This window comes from Burkholderia sp. FW306-1C-G01B (assembly GCF_058781685.1).
Window position 1 is genome coordinate 31,655 of record NZ_JBYSWZ010000027.1, and the last position, 21,216, is coordinate 52,870.

A 21,216-nucleotide genomic window follows, 5' to 3' on the forward strand; every position below is an offset into this window, starting at 1 on the left:
CTTGGCGGGATCGCCGCAAATGGTCCTGATGAATTCAACGTTTGGCAGACAACGAAGGTTGAGCATGCTTCCCGATACAAAATTCAGGACTGTTACGGAAATATTGATATTTCGCGGCAAGGTCGAACCGGAGAAGACGGCATTCATTTTTCTCGAGAACGGCGAATCGGAACTGACTCGACTCACGTTCGGCGACCTGGACAAGCGGGCTCGCGGCATCGCCGCCAGGCTGCAAGGCATGGCGCAACCGGGCGATCGCGTCCTGCTGGTCTATCCGCCCGGACTGGAATTCATCTGCGCATGGGTGGGATGCCTGTACGCCGGCCTGATCGGCGTGCCTGCCTATCCTCCGCGCAGGCATCGTCCCGCGGATCGTCTCAAGGCCATCGTCGCCGACGCCGGGCCGGTCGTCGCGCTGACCGACGCAGCCACGCTCGACGGCATGATGCATCGCGCGGACGGCTATTCCGACACGCTGGAACTGAAGATCCTGGCGACGGACCAGAGCTTCGACGCACCGGCCGAACAATGGCGCGCACCGGAAATCACGCCGCAGACGCTGGCGCTTCTGCAATACACGTCAGGCTCCACCGGTACGCCAAAAGGCGTGATGATCAGCCACGCGAACATCCTGAGCAATATGGCGGTCATCGCCGAGGCGAGCGATGCCGATGCGTCGACGGTGTTCGTCAGCTGGCTCCCGGTGTTTCACGACATGGGGTTTTTCGGGAAGGTGCTGCTGCCGATCTATCTCGGTGTGCTGTCGGTGCTGATGGCGCCCGCGGCGTTCGTGCAGAAGCCCATCCGCTGGCTGCAGGCAATCACGAAGTATCGCGGCACGCATTGCGCCGCGCCGGATTTCGCGTATGACCTGTGCGCGCGCAAAATATCCGATGAAGCCCGCGCGCAACTGGATCTGAGCAGCTGGCGGGTGGCATTCAACGGCGCTGAACCGGTGCGCGCGGAGTCGGTAGCACGTTTTTCGCGCGCATTCGCCGCGTGCGGCTTCCACGCGCAAACCATGCGCCCGGTCTACGGCATGGCCGAGGCGACCTTGTTCATCTCCGGTCAGCCGGCACGCTCGCTGCCGCTCGTGGCGGACTACGACGCCGACGACCTGGCACGAGGCGTGGCGACGAGAAGCGACCGCGGCAAGCGCCACGCGCTGGTCTCATGCGGTCGGACCTGGGCGGAGCACCGCCTGCAGATCGTGAATCCGGATACCGGTGAGCGCTGCCCGCCCGACCGGATCGGCGAAATCTGGTTGACGGGCCCGAGCGTCGGCGTCGGCTACTGGAACCGCGTCGAGGAAACGGAGCGCACCTTTCGCGCGAAGCTGGATGGCGATGACGCGCGTTACCTGCGCACGGGCGATCTCGGCTTCGTCGATGGCGATAACCTCTTCGTCACCGGCCGTTTGAAAGACCTCATCATCGTCGCCGGCCGCAATCACTACCCGCAGGATCTCGAGCAATCCGCCGAAGGAAGCCACCCCGCGCTGTCGCCCAACGCGTCGGCGGCTTTCTCGATCAACGTCGATGACGTGGAGCGGGTCGTTATCGCATGCGAAGTGCGCCGGGAAGCGCTCAACACCCTGAACGCCGAAGCCGTCGCCGCGGAGATCCGGCGCAAGCTCGCCGAAGAGCATGACGTCGATCTGTATGCGGCGATCCTGTTGAAGCCCGCCACGATCCTGCGCACGTCCAGCGGAAAAATCCAGAGGAGCCGAATCAGACAGGCATTCCTCGATGAACAGGGGCTCGCGATCGCGGGCGAGTGGCGGCGTTCGTTTTCCCCGGAGGTCGCGCCCTTCGCGACAGCGGCACGCGACACGCAAGCGCTGGTGCAATGGTGCGTCGAGCGTGTCTCGCGTCTGTCGGGAATCGATTCCGGCAATATCGACCCCGACGCGCCGTTCAGCATCTATGGGCTCGATTCGAAGGACGCCATCATGCTCTCGGGCGAGTTGCAGGACTGGCTCGGGCTGCCGGTTTCCCCTACCGTCGTCTACGATTTTCCGAGTATTGCCCTGCTCGCGCGCCATTTGAGCGGCACCGGGAATGCCATGCCGGACCAGGCGCCCGGTTCGGCCGAAGCACGCGCGGATATCGCGATCGTCGGCATGGGATGCCGTTTCCCCGGCGCCAGTCATCCCGACGCATTCTGGCAGCTTCTGCAGGAGGGCCGGGACGCGGTCGGCGCGTCGCAGCGGCGCGCCGGCGACCTTCCGCCCACCGGACTGCTGGAACAGGTCGATCTGTTCGATGCGGCGTTCTTCGGCATCAGCGCCCGCGAAGCCGAATCGATGGATCCGCAACAGCGTCTGCTTCTCGAGGTTGCGTGGGAGACGCTCGAGCATGCGGGGATCGCGCCCCGGAGTCTCGCCGGCGGACGCACCGCGGTCATCGTGGGCATCAGCAATTCGGACTACATCCGTCTGGCGCAGGAAGAAGTCGCGGATGTCGGCCCTTATGTCGCGACCGGCAATGCGCTCAGCGTCGCCGCCAACCGCATTTCCTACACGCTCGATTTGCGCGGCCCGAGCTGGGCGGTCGATACCGCGTGTTCGTCCTCGCTCGTCGCGGTTCATCAGGCGTGCCGCGCGCTGCAGCGCGGCGAGTCCGATGCGGCGCTTGCCGGCGGGGTCAACCTGATTCTGGCGCCGCAATTGAGCGCCTCGTTCACGCAATCGGGCATGCTTTCGCCGGACGGCCGATGCAAGGCGTTCGATGCGGCAGCCAACGGCTATGTGCGCGGCGAAGGCGTGGGCATGGTGCTGCTCAAGCGGCTCGACGATGCGCTCGAGAACGGCGACACCGTGTTCGCCGTGATCCGCGGCTCCGCGGTGAATCAGGATGGACGCAGCAATGGCCTGACCGCGCCCAATGGCCCGGCCCAGCAGGCCGTGATTCGCAGCGCGCTGCGCGATGCCGGCGTACGCGCGCAGGACATCGGCTTCGTCGAAGCGCACGGTACGGGAACGCCGCTCGGAGACCCGATCGAGTTGAACTCGCTGGCGGCGGTCCTCAGCGAATCTCGTCGGCCGGACGATCACTGCTGGATCGGTTCGGTCAAGACCAACATCGGCCATCTGGAGTCGGCGGCGGGCATCGCCAGCCTGATCAAGACCGCCCTTGCGCTACACCATCGTGCCATTCCGCCGAACCTCCATTTCCGGTCGATCAATCCTCAAATCGCGCTCGACGGCACGCCGTTCCGTATTCCGCAGCAGGTCACGCGCTGGCATCGGGAACACGGGCCGCGCATGGCCGGCGTGAGCTCGTTCGGCTTCGGCGGCACCAATGCGCACATGATCCTGTCCGAAGCCCCACGGCCCGGGGAGATCGAAGCCGACTCGGCGGCGCCCGCGGCGCGCGTCGTGACGCTTTCCGCGCGCACGCCCGAAGCGTTGCAAGCGCTGGCGGCGTCGTATGCGGCGTATCTCGACGCCCATCCCGAGGTGCGCGTGCGGGATGTCGCGTTCACGGCAAATACCGGGCGCACCCATTTCACGCGGCGAGCGGCCGTCGTCGCATCGAGTCTCGATACGTTGCGTTCGCAACTGGACGCCGTTTCGGCCGGCGAGCCCGCCGAAACACCGCCTGCGGTGACCTTCCACTTTTGCGCCGACGACGGCGGCAGCGCCGACGCGGTTCGGCAATTGCGTTCAGCCAGCCCCGCCTTCGGCTCGCTGATGCAGCGGCAATCCGACGCGCCCGGGCACGTCTCCACCGAAGCCGGGTTCACGGCATTCCAGCGCGCGCTCGCGCAACTGTGGATGTCCTTCGGCATTACGCCGCTCGCCGTCAGCAGCACGGGCGACGGGCATCGCGCCGCAGCCTCGCTGGCGGGCGTGCCGCAGGCGCCGGACGGCGGTGCGGCGGGAAACCCCGGCATCGTGATCGAAATCGGCGCGCATACGGCCGCGTGGGACACGATCCTGCACACGCTCGCCGAGCTCTACGTACGCGGCGCGTCCATCAACTGGGATGCCGTGGAGCAGGACGCCCCGCGCCGCCGGCTCGCCCTGCCGACCTACCCGTTCGAGCGTCGCGGCTTCTGGATCAGTCCACGCGCGCCTCGGCATCCGTTGCTCGGGCGCCTCATGGAGCCGCACGCGCATTCGCCGGCCACGTGGATCTGGCAGTCGCGTCTTGACGCTCCGGCAACCACCTTTCTCAGCGGTCATCGCGTCAAGGGATCGCCCGTGCTGCCCTATTCCGCCTATGTGGAAATGGCGCTGGCGGCAACTTCGGAAATCGGCGCCGCCAGCCATACCACGTTGAAGGACCTCGCACTGCATGCGCCGTTGCCGCTGCATCCGCATGAATCGTGCACCGTGCAGACCGTGCTGAGCCGCCAGTCCTGGGGACCGTTTTCGTTTGCCGTCTATCACCGGATCGAGGACACCAGCGCCGCCGCGACATGGCAGATGTGCGCGAGTGCCGAAATTCACGAATCGGATCGGAGCCACGCATGAAATTCGGCCTGATGTTCTTCGCCAGCAGTGAAGAAGCGCTGTCCGGCAACAAGTACCAGCTCGTGATGGAAAGCGCGCGTTTCGCCGATGCGAACGGGTTTTCCAGCGTCTGGGTGCCGGAGCGCCATTTCACCGAATTCGGCTCGCTGTACCCGAATCCCGCTGTCCTTCACGCCGCGCTTGCCGCTGCCACCCGACGCGTGAAGCTGGTCGCGGGCAGCGTGGTCGCAGCGCTGCACAACCCGATCCGGATCGCGGAAGAATGGTCCATGGTGGACAACCTGTCGAACGGCCGCGTGGGCGTGTCGTTCGCGTCCGGATGGAATCCGGACGACTTCGTGTTCGCGCCGGACAAATACGCGACCCGGCAGGACGACATGCTGACCACGATGCGCGCCGTCCAGCATCTGTGGCGCGGCGGGTCGCTGGATGCGAAGAACGGCGTCGGCAAGCCGGTGCAGTTGCGCATCTATCCGACGCCGGTGCAGCCGGAACTGCCCGTCTGGGTGACTGCCGCGAGCAATCCGCAGACCTTCGTGCGCGCCGGCGAAGTCGGCGCCAACCTGCTGACCCACGTGCTCGACCAGGATCGGGACCAGCTCGCGCACAAGATCGCCCTCTACCGCGACGCGCGCGCAAAGCATGGCTTCGATCCGGCGGCCGGCACCGTGTCCGTGATGCTGCACACGTTCGTCGGCGACGATGCGGCGCGCGTGCGCGAGCAGGCGCGCGCGCCGTTCTGCAACTACATCCGCAGCAATATCGGGCTGTTGAACGGGCTGGCGCAGAGCCGCGGCCAGTCGGTGGACGTGCGCGCGATGGGCGCGCGCGAACTGGACGAGTTCGTCGAGTTTCTCTATGAACGCTTCGCGCAATCGCGCGGCCTCATCGGCACGCCGGAAACCTGCGTCGAACTGGTGCGGGATCTCGAGTCGATCGGCGTGGACGAAGTGGCCTGCCTGCTCGATTTCGGTCCGCCGGTCGAGCTGATCCTCGGCAATCTTCCGCAGCTGCGTCGACTACGGGAGATGTGCGCCCCCAGGCGATCCGCCGCGCCGTCGAGATTCGATGCCGCTGCGGTGCAGGCCCGCTGCACCGAAACGACTTCGGGCGCCGACTTCAATGGCGAAATCCGGCAGCACGGCGTGCAGATCGACGGCGCGTTCAACGCAATCCAGCAGATCTGGCGCACGGCCGGCGAGGCGCTGGGGAAAATCAGCCTGCCGGCGGACGCGCTGGCATCGTCGCAATACCAGGTGCACCCCGCTTTTCTCGACGCGTGCAGCCGCGTGCTCGCCGCCGCCATCGATCCGGGCGCGCTGGAGGCGGGCGACCTGTACCTGCCCAGTTCGATCGGCGCGGTACGGGTTCATCAGCCGCCGTCGTCAGCAGATGCGTGGAGTCACGCCACGCTGCGCAAGCCAATCGGGCAAGGCGCGCTGGAGGGCGATATCCGCGTCCACGACCTCGCCGGGCGACCGCTGATCGAGATCGATGCGCTGCGGTTGCAGCATGTGCGTTCCGGGCGAACCGTCGAGCGGCACGACTTGTCCGCGCTGCTTTATCGGCGCGTCTGGAGACCGTCGAGCGTCGACGCGGCAACCGGCGGTTCGGCGCAGGGCGAGTGGCTGATTCTCGCGGACCGTGGCGGCGTCGGCGCGCAACTGTCCGGCCTGCTGGAGAGCGCCGGCGATACGTGCACGCTGCGCTTCGCCGACGCGACGCCGGAACTGCCCGCGCTCGACCGGCCGCTGAAGGGCGTCATTCACCTGTGGAGTCTCGATCTCGCGCCCGCCGACATCGAATCGAGACGACGTGCCAGCGCGAGCGTGCTGCAACTGGTCAGGGCGCTCGCGTCACGCGCACCGGCAGCCCGGCAGGCGCGTCTGTGGCTGGTGACGTCGGGTGCGATGAATGTGCTGGACGGCGAATCGACCGCCGTCGCGCAGGCCCCCCTGTGGGGATTGGGCCGCGCGATCGCCGTGGAGCACGCGGCGATGTGGGGCGGGCTGGTCGACCTCGATCCCGCACAGCCGTCAGCGGCGCACATCGTGCAAGCGGTACAGGCCGGCGGCCGTGAAGACATGATCGCGTTTCGCCGCGGACAGCGCTACGTCGCGCGTATCGCCCGCGACGATCGCGAATTCGTCAGCCACCGTCCGATCAGGTTCCACCATGACGCGACCTATCTGGTGACCGGCGGGCTCGGCGGGCTCGGCCTGCGGCTCGCGTCCTGGCTCGCCGCCAACGGCGCCGGCAAAGTCGTACTGCTCGGGCGCGGCGCACCCTCCCCGGCAGCCGAGAAAATCCTGCGGACGCTCGACGCGCAGTTCGTTCGCGCCGACCTGTCGCGTCGCGAGGACGTCGCGCAAGCGCTCGGCGAAATCGCGCGTTCGATGCCGCCGCTCAAGGGGGTCTTTCACCTCGCCGGCGCGCTCGACGATGCGCTGCTGACGCGCCAGGACGACGACTTCTTCCATCGCGCCGGAAGCGGCAAGGCCGACGGCGCCTGGTATCTGCACGAGCTGACGGCCGACTTGCCGCTCGACCATTTCGTCCTGTTCTCGTCGATGGCCGCGCTGATCACCATGCCGGGCCAGGGCAACTACGCGGCGGCGAACAGCTTCCTCGACGCCCTCGCGCAGCATCGGCGCGCGCAGGGGAAACCGGGGCTCAGCGTCAATTGGGGGCCGTGGGCGGACATCGGCCATGCCGCCACCGACTACGGACGGCGCGCGCACGAACAACTGGCTGCGCTCGGCGTCGGCACGCTGCCGCCCGAACTGGCCATCGCGACGCTGGAACGGCTGATGGCGTCGGGCGTCGCCCAGTCCGGGGTGGCGCGCATCGACTGGCCGACCCTGTTCCGGGTCGATGCGCCGGCCGCCGGGTCGGCGCTGTTTTCCGAACTGGCGCAACCGGCCGCGCAGCCTGCGCAGCAAGAGACGGCATTGCTGCGCCAGCTGCATGCGTGCGCGCCGCGCGAGCGGATCGAGCTCGTCACCGACACGCTCGCGAAGATGCTGGCCGAAACGCTGCGGCTCTCCGGCCCCGACGCCATTGCGCCCGAGCAATCGCTGCTCGATCTCGGCCTGGATTCGCTGATCGCGCTCGAACTGACCGACCGCCTCACCAAGGTGTTCGGAAGGCCGTTTCGCGCGACGCTGTTCTTTTCCTATCCGAACCTGCAAACGCTCGCCCGGTTCGTTCTCGACGAACTGTCGCCGTCGCTCCCCGCGCCTGTCGTCGATAAAGCATCCGACGACCTCGACGAGGACGACCTTTCCGAACTGATTGCCCAGGAGATCGGCGCCCAATGAACGCCAAGGCCACGCATGCACTGAAAGCCGCGCTCGACGAACTGCGCCTGCGGCGCGCGGAAATCGCGGCGCTGCGTTCGGACCGCAACGAGCCGATCGCCGTCATCGGCATGGCTTGCCGCTTCCCCGGCCGCAGCGATACGCCGGACGCGTTCTGGCAGTTGCTCGACGACGCGCGCGATGCCGTCACCGAAGTGCCGGGCGAACGCTGGGACATCGATCGCTATTACGACCCCGATCCGTCCACGCCCGGCAAGATGGCGACCCGCCACGGCGCCTTTCTCGAACGTGTGGATCAATTCGACGCGGCGTTCTTCGGGATCGCGCCGCGCGAAGCGACCTACCTCGATCCGCAGCAACGGCTCCTGCTCGAAGTGGCCTGGGAGGCGCTCGAGAACGCCCATCTCGCGCCCGAGCGCTTCCGGCAATCCGCCACGGGCGTGTACGTCGGCATTACCTGCTTCGATCATGCGATCCAGGTGTCCAATGCGTCGATGCCGTCGAGCAGCTACGCCGGCACGGGCAGCGCGCTGAACATGGCCGCGGGCCGGCTGTCGTTCGTGCTGGGCCTCACCGGCCCGAGCATGGCGATCGATACCGCCTGCTCGTCGTCGCTCGTCTGCCTGCACCTGGCCTGCGAAAGCCTGCGCTCGCGGGAAAGCAACATGGCGCTCGCGGGCGGCGTCAACCTGATGCTGTCGCCCGAGGTGATGGTCAGTTTCTCGCAAGCGCGCATGCTGTCGCCGGACGGACGCTGCAAGACCTTCGACGCGGCGGCGGACGGCTATGTGCGCGGCGAAGGGTGCGGCATGGTGGTGCTCAAGCGCCTCGCCGACGCGCTCGCCGACGGCGACCGGGTGCTCGGCATCGTGCGCGGCACGGCGGTCGACCAGGGCGGCGCGGGCGGCGGGCTGACCGTTCCGAGCCGCGATTCGCAGGAACGGGTGATCCGCCGCGCACTGAACCAGGCCGGCCTCGCGCCCGGCGACGTCTCCTATGTCGAGGCCCACGGTACCGGGACGTCCCTCGGCGACCCGATCGAGGTCGAAGCGCTGGCCGGCGTCTACGGCCCCGGGCGCGCGGCGACCGAGCCGCTCGTGATCGGTTCGGTCAAGACCAATATCGGGCATCTGGAATCGGCCTCCGGCATCGCCGGCCTGATCAAGGTCCTGCTGTCGTTCGAGCACGACCGGATTCCGGCGCACCTGCATTTCACGCAGCCCAATCCGCATACGCCGTGGCAGGACATCCCGATCCGCGTCGCGGCCGATCCGGTCGCGTGGCGGCGCGGGGAACGCAGGCGAATCGCCGGGGTGAGCGCGTTCGGATTCAGCGGCACCAATGCCCACGCGATCGTCGAGGAACCGCCCGTCGCGCCGGCGCACGCAGCGCAGCGCGGGCTGCTGCTGCTGTCGGCCAAATCCGAAGCGGCGCTGGCGGCGCTCGCGCAACGCTACGAGCGCGCGATCGCCGGCGCGACGCCGCGGGAGCTGGCCGCCATCTGCCGCGCCGCGGCCACCGGACGGAGTCACTATCCGTTTCGCGCGGCCTATGTGTCGGGCGTGAGGGAAGCGTCGGCGGCCGCGGCACGCACGGGCAAGGCGTTGCGCATGGGCTTCAGGTTCGGCGCGCCGGACACCGGCGTCGCGCGCGAGCTCCACGCGTCGGAACCGCTGTTCCGCGACGCGTTCGCGCGTTGCGCGGTGCCGCTGGAGGCACTCGATACCGACGCGGGCCGTTTCGCGATCCAGTTCGCGTGGGCGGAACTGTGGAAGGGATGGGGCATCCACCCGTCCGTCGTGTCGGGCCACGGCGTCGGCGAATATGTCGCGGCCTGCGTGGCGGGCGTCGTGAGCGTTGCCGACGCGCTGCGCCTCGTGGCCGCCCGGTCGGATGCCGAAGCGTTGCGCGCCGCGCTTCAGGACACGCCGCTCGCACGGCCGTCGGTCCGCCTGATCTCCGGCTGCCTCGGTGCCGAAGTGACCGACGAGGTGACGCATCCGCAGTACTGGCTGCAGCTTGCCGGGGCGTCGGAGCAAGCCGACGCGCCGCACGCGCCGGAGGGGCTCGTCGACGGCTGGCTGCCGCCGCCATGCGCCGGCGATGCACTGGAGCGCGCACTCGCAGTGCGGTACGTGCAGGGCTGGCAGTTCGACTGGAGCGCGCTGTTCCCAGCGCCCGCCCAGCCCGCCACGACCCTGCCGAACTACCCGTTCGAGCGGCAGCGCTTCAGCCTGGAGCAGATCCAGTCGCCGATCGTCGGCATGGATGCCGGCAGCATCGACGAAGCGTTGCGGCACCTCAAGTCGTCGGGCAAGTACTCGGAGGACGTGCTGAACGCCTTTCCGGACCTGCTCAGGACCGCGTTCGCCCCCGCCGAAACCGCCGCGCCGACCGCTCACCCGCTCTATCACGTGGTGTGGGAGCCGCAAGCCGCGTTGCCGGCGGCCCGGTTCGCCGCCGACGCGTCGCCGTGGCTGATCTTCGCGGACGCGAGCGGTGTCGGCGAGCGGCTCGCGGCGCTGCTGCGGGAGCGCGGCGCATCCTGCTCGCTGGTGCGCCCCGGCCCTGACCATGGCGCCGGCGCGGAAGCGGGCCGGCAGATCGCGCCCGAGCGGCCGGACGATTTCGTCCGATTGCTGAACGAGACCGCCGCCCCCGGCCAGCGCATCGTCTTTCTATGGGCGCTGGACGAAGCCGTCGGCGAGACGCGCATGTCCACTGCCCTGCTGCATCTCGTGCATGCGCTGGTCGGCAGCGAGCGCGAGTGGACGCCTTCGACCCGGCCCAGGATCTGGGTAGTCACGCGCGACGCGGTGGAAGCCGGCGCAGCGCCGCACGTCTCGGGGTTCGCACAGGCTGCGCTGTCGGGCCTGGCACGCGGGGCGATGATCGAGCATCCGGAATGGTTCGGAACCGCGATCGATCTCGATCCGGCCGCGCCGGAAGACGAGACGCAGGCGCTGCTTCAGGAGATGCTCGGCGAGAGCCGCGAAGAACAGGTGGCGTTGCGGCACGGCGCGCGCCATGCCGCGCGCCTGAGCCCGCTCGCGCAAGCCGAAACGGCCGCGCTGCGGGTCGAACCGGACGCGGCCTACCTGATCACCGGCGGGTTCGGCGCGCTCGGGCTGCACACCGCCCGGTGGCTGGCGGCGCGCGGTGCAGGCACGCTGATCCTGGTCGGCCGGCAAGGCGCCGCGAGCGACGAGAGCCGGCAGGCGATCGCCGAGCTGCGCGAGCGGAACGTGTCGCTGCGCTGCGAGCGCCTCGATATCGCCGACCCGGTGGCGGTCGCCGATTTTTTCGCCGCGCTCCGGCGCGACGGCGTGCCGCTGCGGGGCATCGTGCATGCGGCCGGCATCGTCGGCTACAAGCCGATCATGCAGGTCGAGCGCGAGGAGCTCGACGCGGTCCTGCAACCCAAGGTCGCCGGCGCGTGGCTGCTCCATCAGCAAAGCGAGCACTTCCCGCTCGATTTCTTCATCCTGTTCTCGTCGATCGCGTCCGCGTGGGGTTCGCGTGAGCAGGCGCACTACAGTGCCGCGAATCGATTCCTCGACGCGCTCGCGCATCATCGCCGCAGCCGGGGCCTGCCGGCCCTGAGCGTGAACTGGGGGCCCTGGGCGCAAGGCGGCATGACGTTCCCCGAGGCGGAAGCACTGCTGCGGCGTGTCGGCATCCGTTCGCTGGCGGCGGATCGCGCGCTCGACGTGCTGGATCACCTCCCCGCCGTGCCCCAGGTGGCGGTCGTCGATATCGACCTGGCGCTGTTCCAGGGCTCCTACGAGGCGCGCGGACCCAAGCCGTTCCTCGACCGCGTGCGGGTGGGCGGAAGCCCGCCGGGCGCGCCGGCGATGCCGGCGTTGAGCGGCGCATCGCCGCGCGAGCGAAAGCGCCTGCTGGCGGACAGCATCGATCGCGCGGTTGCCCAGGTGCTCGGCTACGGAGCGGGGACGCTGGATCGCGACCTCGGCTTCTTCGAGATGGGCATGGATTCGCTGATGGCGCTGGACGTGCGCACGCACCTCGAAAAAGCGCTGGGCATCCCGTTGTCGGTCGCGCTGTTGTTCGATCATCCGACGGTCAACGCCCTCGCGGATTTCCTGGCGGAGCAGTCGTCCGGCACCGCGCCGGACGCGCACGCGGCGCCGACGCAGGCCGTGCCGGCGCAGCCGCGGGCGGTCGCGCCGGCCATCGAGGCCCGCGAGGCCGGCACGCCGGAACCGATCGCCATCGTCGGCATGAGTTGCCGGTTTCCGGGCGCCGCGCACGATCTCGACGCCTATTGGCGGCTGCTGAACGACGGGGTGGATGCGATCTCCGAAGTGCCGCGCGAGCGCTGGGATGTCGACGCGTACTACGATCCCGATCCGGAAGCGCCGGGGCGCATGTACTGCCGCTTCGGCGGTTTTCTCGACGACGTCGATCAGTTCGATCCGGCCTTTTTCCGTATCACGCCGCGCGAAGCGGCCGCGATGGACCCGCAGCAGCGCCTGTTGCTCGAAGTCAGTCATGAAGCGCTGGAGCATGCCGGCATTCCCGTCGACAGTCTCAAGGGCAGCCGGACCGGCGTCTTCGTCGGCATCACCACCAACGATTACGCGAACCTGCAGCTTCGCAACGGCGGCGGCAGCGGCATCGACGGCTATTTCTTCACCGGCAATCCGCTCAACACGGCGGCCGGCCGCATCTCCTATGGGCTGGGCGTGCAGGGGCCGAGCATGGCGATCGACACCGCCTGCTCGTCGTCGCTCACCGCGATCCATACCGCCAGCCAGAATCTGCGCACCGGCGAGTGCGATCTCGCGATCGCGGGCGGCGTCAACCTGATCCTGTCGCCGGACAACTCCATCGCCGTCTCGCGCACGCGGGCGCTGGCGCCGGACGGTCGATGCAAGACCTTCGACGCGGCGGCGGACGGCTTCGTGCGCAGCGAAGGCTGCGGCGCGCTGGTGCTCAAGCGCCTGTCCGATGCGCTTGCCGCGGGCGATCGCGTGCTGGCCGTGCTGCGTGGCTCGGCCGTCAACCACGACGGCGCGTCGAGCGGCTTTACCGCGCCGAACGGACGCGCGCAGGAAGCCGTGATCCGCCAGGCGCTGGGCGGGCTTCCCGCCGCGTCCATCGATTACGTGGAAGCGCATGGCACCGGCACCCCGCTGGGCGATCCCGTCGAGGTGCAGGCGCTGGCGACGGTGTTCGGCGAAGGCCGCGACGGGGGCCGGCGGCTGCGCGTCGGCTCGGTGAAAACCAATATCGGCCACACGGAATCCGCCGCCGGCATCGCGGGGGTCATCAAGGTCGTGCTGTCGCTGAACCACGACCGCCTCCCCGCCCATCTGCATTTCCGCCACCCGAGCCCGCTGGTGCAGTGGGACGCGCTGCCGCTCGAGATCTGCGCCGAGGCGAGCGCGTGGCCGCGCGGCGAGCGGCCACGGCGAGCCGGCGTCAGCGCGTTCGGCGCGAGCGGCACCAATGCCCACCTGGTGCTGGAAGAAGCGCCCGCGCCGGTGCGGCCGGCGACGCCGTCGAAACACAAGGTGCATCCGCTGGTGCTGTCGGCCAAGACACCGGCGGCATTGCGAGAGCTTGCCGGGCGCTATCAGCGGCGGCTCGAAGCCGAACCGGGTCTCGATATCGCGGCCGTGGCGTTTTCGGCGGCGACCGGCCGCTCGCATTTCGCGCATCGGCTGGCGCTGCCGGTGACGTCGCTCGAGGACGCCATCGACAAGCTGCGCGCGTTCCAGGCGAAGGAACCCGCCGGCGCGGCGCAGCCCGCCCCCCGCGTGAAGATGGCATTCCTGTTCACCGGCCAGGGCTCGCAATACGCCGGCATGGGCCGCCGTCTGTACGACGCGTATCCGGTGTTCCGCGATGCCATCGACCGCTGCCGCGCGGTGGCCGATCCGCTGCTCGACAAACCGTTGCTCGAGGTGCTGTCCGCCCAGGGCGAGGAGATCCACCAGACCGGCTACAGCCAGCCGGCCCTGTTCTCGCTGCAGTTCGCGCTCACCACGTTGCTGGCGTCGTTCGGCGTGGTGCCCGACGCCGTGATGGGCCACAGCGTCGGCGAGTACGCGGCGGCTTGCGCGGCCGGCGTCTTCTCGCCGGAAGACGGCCTGCGGCTGATCGCCGAACGCGGCCGGCTGATGCAGGCGTTGCCCCGCGACGGCGAGATGGCGGCCATTTTCACCGACCTCGCGACGGTCGAGCGCGCGATCGAGGCCTATCCGCACGAGGTCGCGGTGGCGGCCGTCAACGGTCCGGCGAGCATCGTGATCTCCGGCAAGCGCGAGCGTATCGCGATGCTGGTCGACGCGTTCGCCGCGCAGGACATCCGGTCCGTGCTGCTCAATACGTCGCACGCGTTCCACTCGCCGCTGGTCGAGCCGATGCTGGACCGCTTCCAGGCCGTCGCGAAAGCCGTGCGCGTCGCGCGCCCGGCAATCCCGTTCTATTCGAATCTCACGGGCGCCGTGATGGACGAGGCGCCCACCGGCGAGTACTGGCGCCGTCACTGCCGGGAGCCGGTGCAGTTCGCGAGCAGCGTCGAGCGCCTCGCCGAAGCCGGTTTCAACGTGCTGGTAGAAATCGGCCCCAAGCCGGTGCTCGTCAACCTGGCCCGCGCGTGCTGTGCGCCGGACGCCGGGATCCAGTTCCTTGGCCTGCAGCGGCCGCAAGTCGAGCAGCAAGCGCTGGTCGAAACGCTGTCGAGCCTGTATGCCCGCGGCGTCGATGTCGATTGGGCCTCGACCGAAACACCCGCGCCCACGCGCGTCGCATTGCCGTCCTATCCCTTCCAACGCAGCCGTACCTGGTTCCAGAAAGCGGACACGTCCATGACTCAGACAATCGCATCACCCATCGCCGCCACGCCGGCGCACAACCGTAGCGGCGAGGTTCTCGAATGGCTTCGCGGCAAGATCGGCGAATTGATCCAGGCCGATCCCGCCACCATCAACATCGACCTGCCGTTCCTGGAGATGGGCGCCGACTCGATCGTGCTGATCGAGGCCATCCGGCACATCGAGAAGCAGTACGGCGTGAAGCTGGCCATGCGCCGCTTCTTCGAAGACCTGGCGACGGTGCAGGCGCTCGCCGAGTATGTCGCGGACAATCTGCCGGCGGCCGCCGCGCCGTCCGAGGCCGAGTCCGTCGCAGGGCCGTCCACGGCGGCGGTCGCGGTCGCGCAGTCCGCGGAGGTGCTTGCGCCGCTCGCCGCCGCCCCGGCGGAATGGGTGGCGGCCGAAGGCGGCTCCACGGTCGAGCGCGTGTTGCGGGAGCAGAATCAGCTGCTGTCCCGCGTGATGAGCCAGCAGATGGAACTGCTGCACACGTCGCTGACCGGCCAGGCCGGCGTCCGGCCGACGACGCTCGCCGCACAAGCCGTCGCGAGCACGGCGAGCGTCGCACCCACGGCCGCGATCGCGGTCCCGGCCGCCGCGTCCGCAACGAAGCCCGCGCCCGCGCCTGCAGCTGCGGCCGCGGCCGCGGCGGACAATCGACCGTCCAAGCCGATGATGCCGTGGGGCAGCCCGGTCGAACAGCGGGCGCGCGGCTTGTCCGCCGTGCAGCAGGAGCATCTCGAAGCGCTGATCGTGCGCTACACGACGCGCACCCGGAAATCGAAGGACTCGGTGCAGGCGTCCCGCCCGGTGCTGGCCGACAGCCGTGCCACGGTCGGCTTCCGCTTTTCGACCAAGGAGATGCTGTATCCGATCGTCGGCGATCGCGCGGCCGGTTCGCGGCTGTGGGATATCGACGGCAACGAGTACATCGATTTCACGATGGGCTTCGGCGTGCATCTGTTCGGTCATACGCCGGACTTCATCCAGCAGCAGGTCACCCGCGAATGGCAACGCCCGCTCGAACTGGGCGCGCGCTCCAGCCTCGTCGGCGAAGTGGCCGCGCGCTTTGCCCGCGTCACCGGCCTCGATCGCGTGGCGTTCTCGAACACCGGCACCGAGGCCGTCATGACCGCCATGCGGCTCGCGCGCGCCGTGACGGGGCGCGACAAGATCGTGATGTTCACGCATTCGTATCACGGCCATGCCGACGGCACGCTCGCCGCGGCGAACGCGGAAGGCGTGACGGAAACCATCGCCCCCGGCGTGCCGTTCGGTTCGGTCGAGAACATGATCCTGCTCGACTACGGCAGCGACGCCGCGCTCGAGGCCATTCGCGGCATGGCGTCGACCCTCGCCGCCGTGATGGTGGAGCCGGTGCAGAGCCGCAACCCGTCCCTGCAGCCCGTCGCGTTCCTCAAGGAGTTGCGCCGCATCACCGAGGAGGCCGGCGTCGCGCTGATTTTCGACGAAATGATCACCGGCTTCCGCGTCCACCCGGGCGGCTCCCAGGCCATGTTCGGCATCCGGGCCGATCTCGCGACGTACGGCAAGATCATCGGCGGCGGCCTGCCGCTGGGCGTCATCGCCGGCACCAGCCGCTTCATGGACGCCATCGACGGCGGCATGTGGACCTACGGCGACCACTCGTTCCCCGCCGCGGATCGCACCGCGTTCGGCGGCACGTTCTGCCAGTATCCGCTCGCGATGGCGGCCGCGCTGGCCGTGCTGGAGAAGATCGAACAGGAAGGTCCGGCGCTGCAGGCCGCGCTCAACGAACGGACCGCGCAAATCGCCGAGACGTTGAATGCGTTCTTCGCGGAGGCCGAGGCGCCGATCAAGGTCACGTGGTTCGGCTCGATGTTCCGCTTCGAATTCACCGAGAACCTCGACCTGTTCTTCTATCACATGCTCGAAAAGGGCATCTACATCTGGGAATGGCGCACCTGCTTCCTCTCCACCGCGCATACGGATGCCGATATCGACCGGTTCATCCGGGCGGTGAAGGACAGCGTCGCCGACCTGCGCCGGGGCGGTTTCATCCGGCCGCACTCGAAGCACGGCACGGTGGCCGCGCTGAGCGAAGCGCAACGCCAGCTGTGGATCCTGTCGGAAGTCGATCCCGAAGGATCGCTGGCCTACAACGTCAACACCACCCTCGAGCTGAAGGGCCGGCTCGACGAGGCCGCGATGCGCGCGGCCGTCCAGGGTCTCGTCGATCGGCACGAAGCGCTGCGCACCACGTTGACGCCGGACGGGTCGGGCCAGATCGTGCATCCGTCGCTGAAACTCCAGATTCCGCTGATCGACACGGACCAGGACGCGTGGCGGGACCACGAAAGCCGCCAGCCGTTCGACCTGGTGAACGGTCCGCTCTTTCGCGCCGCGCTCGTGCGCCTGGACAGCGAGCGTCACCTGCTGGTGATGACGGCCCATCACATCATCTGCGACGGCTCGACGTTCGGCATCCTGCTCGAGGATCTGGCCCGCGCGTATGCCGGTGCGGCACCGGCCGCGGCGCCGCTGCAGTTCCGCGAGTACCTGAAGCAGCTCGACGGCCAGCGCCACAGCCCGGAAACGAAAGCGAATCGCGCGTACTGGCTCGAGCAATGCGCGCGCCGGGCCGAACCGCTGAATCTTCCGTTGGACTACCCCCGGCCCGCGGTGAAGACGTTTCACGGTGAGCGCGTGTCCCTGCATCTGGACGCGGCGGAGGCCGGGTCGCTGCGCGCCGCCGCCCGTCAGAACGGCTGCACGCTCTACATGATGCTGCTCGCGGGCTTCAATCTGTTCCTGCACCGCATCGCCGGCCAGCAGGAGATCGTCACCGGCATCCCGGTGACCGGCCGCTCCGTGGCCGGCAGCGATCGCCTCGCCGGCTACTGCACGCATCTGCTGCCGCTGCGCTCCACGCTGCCCGAGCAGGCCACCGTGGCCAGCTTCCTGGCCGGCACCCGGCAGAACCTGCTCGATGCGCTCGAGCACCAGGATTATCCGTTCGCCGAGCTGGTCCGCGAAATCGGCGCACAGCGCGATCTCAACGCCGCGCCGCTGGTATCGGCGGTCTTCAACCTCGAACCCGTGTCGGCACTGCCCGAACTGCCCGGCCTGACGGTCGGCCTCGTGGCCCCGCTGATCCGCTATACCGCGTTCGATCTGAACGTCAACGTGCTCGACGCAGGGCAGGAACTCCTGATCGATTGCGACTACAACACCGATCTGTTCGACGCGAGCACGGTGCAACGTTTCCTCGCCATCTACCGGACCTTGCTGATGCGTCTCACGGACGATGCGTCGGCTGCCGTTGCCCGGCTGCCGTTGCTGAGCGATGCGGAGCGGGATCTGCTGACTGTCGAGTGGAACCGGACCGAGATGGATTTCGGCGCCGACGCCGCGCAACCGCTGCATCGGTTGTTCGAACAGCAGGTCGAGCGCACGCCCGATGCCGTCGCCGCCGTCTGCGACGACGGCGCGCTCACCTACGCCGAACTCAACCTGCGCGCCAATCGCCTCGCCCATCGCCTCATCGAACTCGGCGTCGTTCCCGACGCCCTCGTCGGCGTGGCGATGGAGCGCTCGCTCGACATGAGCGTCGCGCTGCTCGCCATCCTCAAGGCCGGCGGCGCTTACGTCCCCGTCGATCCCGACTACCCCGCCGAGCGCGTGCGCTTCATGATCGACAACGCGCAGTTGCGCTGGCTCCTCACCCAGCAGCATCTGCTTGACGCGCTGCCCGACACCGACGCCCGCGTGATCGTCGTCGATCGCGATGCGCTCGAGCTCGATGCCGCGCCCGCGTCCAACCCCGCGCCTGCGCTGAACGGCGAGAACCTCGCCTACATGATCTACACCTCCGGTTCGACCGGCCGGCCCAAGGGCGCGCTCAACACCCATCGCGCGATCACCAACCGCATCCTCTGGATGCAGCACGCCTACGCGCTCGACGCCGACGATGCCGTGCTGCAGAAAACCCCGTTCAGCTTCGACGTCTCGGTCTGGGAATTCTTCTGGCCGCTCATCACCGGCGCGCGCCTCGTGTTCGCCCGCCCCGGCGGCCAGCGCGAGACCGACTACCTGGTCGAACTCATCGAGCGCGAACGGATCACCACGATCCATTTCGTGCCGTCGATGCTGCGCGCCTTTCTCGACCATCCGGACCTCGACGCGCACTGCACGTCGCTGCGCCGCGTCGTGTGCAGCGGCGAGGCCCTGCCGTTCGACCTGCAGCAGCGCTGCCTCGCGCGCCTCGACGTTTCGCTGTTCAACCTCTACGGCCCCACCGAGGCCGCCGTCGACGTGACCGCTTGGGAATGCCGGCGCGACGACCCGCACCGCATCGTGCCGATCGGCCGGCCCATCGCCAACACCCGCCTCTACATCGTGGACGCGCAGCTGCAGCCCGTGCCGGTCGGCGTGGCGGGCGAACTGCTGATCGGCGGCACGCCGGTCGGACGCGGCTACCACGGCGAGCCCGAACTGAGCGCCGAGAAGTTCATCGCCGATCCGTTCTCCAACGACCCGCACGCACGTCTCTACCGCACCGGCGATCTCGCGCGCTACCGGCCCGACGGCAACATCGAGTTCCTCGGCCGCATCGACCATCAGATCAAGCTGCGCGGCCTGCGCATCGAACCCGGTGAAATCGAGGCGGCGTTGACTTCGCACCCGCTGGTCGACGCAGCCGTCGTGGCGCTGCGCGGCGTGGACGACGGCGCGCGACTCGTCGCATGGCTGCGCTCGTCGCACCCCGAAGCCGAACTGATCGAAGCGGTGCGCGGCCACCTGCGGCAGCGGCTGCCGGATTACATGGTGCCCTCCTCGTTCGTCGTCGTGCCCGCGTTCGAGCATCTGCCCAACGGCAAGCTCGATCGCGCCAGGCTGCCCGAACCCGGCGACGGCCTGGACCACGTTGCGCCCGTCAACGCGCTCGAAGCGCAGTTGACGGCAATCTGGCAGGAAGTGCTCGGCAAGGCGCGGATCAGCACGACCGCCAATTTCTTCGAGCTGGGCGGCAATTCGCTCTCCGCGACGAAGGTCGTCGCGCGCATCCGTCGCGATCTGCATGCGAAGCTGGAAATCCGCAGCCTGTTCGCGCACCCCACCATTTCGAGCCTCGCGAAGCGCATCGCCGATACGCAGCCGATCGATTACGCGCCGGTGACGCCGCTGCCGGCGCAGGCGCACTACGAACTCTCTCCCGCCCAGACGCGGCTGTGGGTCCAGGATCGCCTCACTGCGGCGCAAGCCGGCGGGCCGCTGCCCACGTCGCTGCTGTTCGAGGGCGTGCTGGACGTGGATGCGCTCGTGCGGGCGCTCCGCGCGTTGAGCGAACGTCATGAGATCTTGCGCACGCGTTTCGTGCTGGCAGGCAATCAGCCGGTCCAGCAAGTGCTGCCGCCCGGCGAAGCCGCCTTCGCGGTCGAGGTCGTGGATCTGCAGGATGCCGAGGACCGCGATGCGCAGGCCATGTCGATCCATGCGAGCGAACGGCTCGCGCCGATGGATCTCGCCACCGGTCCGCTCTTCCGCGTCAAGCTGCTCAGGCTCTCCGAAGTCCGTCACGTCTGCATCTGCACGATGCATCACATCGTGAGCGACGGCTGGTCCACGGAGGTGCTGCTCGACGACCTGTCGACGATCTATGACGCGTTTGTCCAGCGTCGCGACAATCCGTTGCCCGCACTCCCGATCCAGTACAAGGATTACGCCGGCTGGCTGAACCGCCTGCTCGCCGGGCCGGACGGCGAACGCATGAAGGAATACTGGCTGACCAAGCTGGGCGGCGGCCTGCGCGCGCTGGAACTGCCGGGCGACCTCGAGCAGCCGGCCGCGCTGAGCTGGAAATCCTGGCAATTCGAACTGCCCGCCGCCGAGACGACGGCGCTGGAATCGCTCGGCAAGCGCCACGGCGCGACCTTGTTCATCGCGCTGCTGTCCGCCATCAAGGCGCTGTTCTACCGCCGTTCCGGCCAGGAGGACATCGTCGTCGGCACGCCGGTCGCGGGCCGCGAGCTGCCCGAACTCGAGTCGCAGGTCGGCCCCTACCTGAACGTGCTGGCGCTGCGCGATCGCGTCGCTGGCGACGATCGGTTCGACACGCTGCTGACCCGGGTGCGGGACACCACCCTTGAAGCGTTCTCGCACCCGCTGTATCCGCTGGATCGCTTGCTCGACGAGCTGCACATCAAGCGCGTTGCGGGGCGCAATCCGCTCTTCGACATCGGCCTGACGCTGCAGAACCAGCGACAAGGCGCCGTCGATCGCTACGCGGGACAAGTGCACATCGCCGAACTGCCGGACCACGACCTGCAGGGCGCGGACGCGGAAGCCGCGACGGACTTCTGGTTCCTGGCCGAACCGCGCGCCGAGGGCCTCGCGATCCGCGTCGTCTATCACGCCGGGCGGTTCAGCGAGGCCCTGGTGCAAGGCCTCGCCGACGAACTGACGTCCGTCATCGGGGAAGTGCTTGCCAATCCGGGCGTTCGCATCCGGAACCTGACCCTGGGACAACGCGCGCTGCACGCCGAAGCCCGCCAACCCACCGTCGAACTCAGCGCATTCTAAGGAGCCTTCG

Annotated in this window: 3 protein-coding genes; all 3 read left to right on the forward strand. The window is 68.6% G+C overall.

Translation table 11 applies throughout. The features are described 5' to 3' along the window. Positions 1-64 precede the first annotated feature (64 nt). Genes AC3WLY_RS34695 through AC3WLY_RS34705 form a run of 3 tightly spaced genes read left to right on the forward strand, consistent with a single transcriptional unit; the run spans position 65 to position 21,206 of the window. Positions 65-4,480, forward strand: a complete 4,416-nt coding sequence (locus AC3WLY_RS34695) for a beta-ketoacyl synthase N-terminal-like domain-containing protein (RefSeq protein ID WP_492310704.1) — start codon at positions 65-67, stop codon at positions 4,478-4,480. Further along, complete coding sequence (locus AC3WLY_RS34700; RefSeq protein ID WP_492310703.1) at positions 4,477-7,800, forward strand: type I polyketide synthase; 3,324 nt, start codon at positions 4,477-4,479, stop codon at positions 7,798-7,800. Before AC3WLY_RS34695 ends, AC3WLY_RS34700 begins: the two co-directional genes overlap by 4 nt. Then, positions 7,797-21,206: an amino acid adenylation domain-containing protein gene (locus tag AC3WLY_RS34705; RefSeq protein WP_492332754.1), complete on the forward strand. Its 13,410-nt coding sequence runs from the start codon at positions 7,797-7,799 to the stop codon at positions 21,204-21,206. Before AC3WLY_RS34700 ends, AC3WLY_RS34705 begins: the two co-directional genes overlap by 4 nt. Positions 21,207-21,216 lie beyond the last annotated feature (10 nt).